Annotated in this window: 2 protein-coding genes; both read left to right on the top strand. The window is 65.1% G+C overall.

Annotation, left to right across the window (positions count from 1 at the left end; translation table 11 throughout):
• Positions 1-125 precede the first annotated feature (125 nt).
• Entirely contained in the window at positions 126-1,358 is a 1,233-nt protein-coding gene (locus BST12_RS28775) for a permease (RefSeq protein WP_281254848.1), read from the top strand.
• A gap of 92 nt (positions 1,359-1,450) precedes the next feature.
• Positions 1,451-1,967 (top strand): DUF222 domain-containing protein (locus tag BST12_RS28770; protein WP_139802045.1); only part of this gene is annotated, 517 nt, incomplete at its 3' end.

Raw genomic sequence — 1,967 nt, 5'->3', positions numbered from 1 at the left:
CAACTTCGACGGGAACCCGGGATCAGCCGGCAACGTAGGCACGACCGGCGCAACGGGCGATCCCGGACTTCCCGGAGCATCGGGCTAGCCGGATTATTGTTTATGACTGACGCCGGCAGGTAGGCATATACCCCCGCGGGGTATATGATGATGCCGTCGATCGAACGGAGGTCCGAGTGACAAGCAAAGTGTTGGGAGCGCTCGGGCACGCTTTCGCGCTGGCCGGGTCGATGACCTGGGAGATTCTGTGGGCCTTAATCCTGGGATTCGCGCTGTCAGCGGTGGTGCAGGCGGTGGTGCGCCGGTCGACGATCGTCAGCCTGATGGGCGACGACAAGCCCCGCACCCTGGCGGTGGCGGCCGGGCTGGGGGCGGCGTCGTCCTCGTGCTCGTACGCCGCGGTGGCTCTGGCCCGATCGCTGTTTCGCAAGGGCGCCAACTTCACCGCGGCCATGGCGTTCGAGATCGGTTCCACCAATTTGGTGGTGGAGCTGGGCATCATCTTGGCCCTGCTGATGGGCTGGCAGTTCACCGCGGCGGAGTTCGTCGGCGGTCCGCTGATGATCATCGTGCTGGCGATCTTGTTCCGGTTGTTCGTGCGCACCCGGCTGCTTGAGGCCGCTCGGGAGCAGGCCGAACGCGGCATCGCCGGGTCCATGGAGGGCCACGCCGCCATGGACATGTCCATCCAGGGGGATGGTTCGTTCTGGCGGCGGCTGTTCTCCCCGCGCGGCTTCACCTCGGTTTCGCACGTGTTCGTGATGGAGTGGCTGGCGATCCTGCGCGACCTTGTCCTGGGCCTGCTGATCGCCGGCGCAATCGCGGCGTGGGTGCCCGAAACATTTTGGCAAAGCTTCTTTTTGGCGAATCATCCGGCGCTGTCGGCGCTATGGGGACCGATTGTCGGGCCGATTGTGGCGATCGTGTCGTTCGTCTGCTCGATCGGCAATGTGCCCCTGGCGGCGGTGTTGTGGAACGGTGGCATCAGTTTCGGCGGGGTCATCGCGTTCATCTTCGCCGACCTGCTGATCCTGCCGATCCTGAACATCTACCGCAAGTACTACGGCACCAGGATGATGCTGACACTGCTGGGCACGTTCTATGTCTCGATGGTCGCCGCCGGGTATCTCATCGAACTTCTTTTCGGCGCAACGCATCTCATTCCGCGGGAGCGCAACGCCATGGTGATGTCCGCGGGGATTTCCTGGAACTACACCACCTGGCTCAACATCGCATTCCTGGTGGTTGCCGCGGCGTTGGTGGCCCGGTTCTTCACCTCAGGCGGAATGCCCATGCTGCGCATGATGGGTGGCGCGCCGGAGTCCGGGCACGAGCACCACGACCACAGCCATCACTAGCGGATGTTCGCTCCCAAATAACTTGCGCCACTTCGGTTTCAGTGGTTTCACCGTGGGCGTTTTTGTCGGTGGTCGCTCATAGTATTCGGGGCATGGGTTCGAGTACGCGTGAGGAGATCGTCGAGGCCTTCGATGTCCTCGACCATGGCCTGGATCTCGTGTGCGGCTTGACCTTTGACACGCTGACCACACCGGAGTTGCTGCGGGCGCTGCAGCGTCTGGAGCGGGTGGCGCGCCGGCTGCCGGTGCCCGGGCATACCTTGATCAATCAGATCGGCGAGCAATCCTGCGAGGAGGAACTCGGCGGCACGTTGCGGGTGGCGCTGGCCGACCGGTTGCGGATTACCAGGGCCGAGGCCGGCCGCCGGATCGCCGAAGCAGCGGATCTGGGTGAGCGCCGGGCGTTGACGGGTGAGCCGCTGCCGCCACAGTTGACCGCGACCGCCGAAGCCCAGCGCGACGGGCTGATCGGCGACGGGCATGTCAAGGTGATCCGCGACTTTCTGCGCGCGCTGCCCGCCGCGATCGATCTGGGTACCCGCGCGGCCGCCGAGACCCAGCTGGCCCAGCTGGCCACCAGCCGGCGCCCCGACGATCTGGCCGGGCTGG

Source organism: Mycobacterium angelicum (assembly GCF_002086155.1).
Lineage (GTDB): Bacteria > Actinomycetota > Actinomycetes > Mycobacteriales > Mycobacteriaceae > Mycobacterium > Mycobacterium angelicum.
Note: the sequence above shows the minus strand (reverse complement) of the source record. Positions and strands in the feature narration are given on the sequence as shown.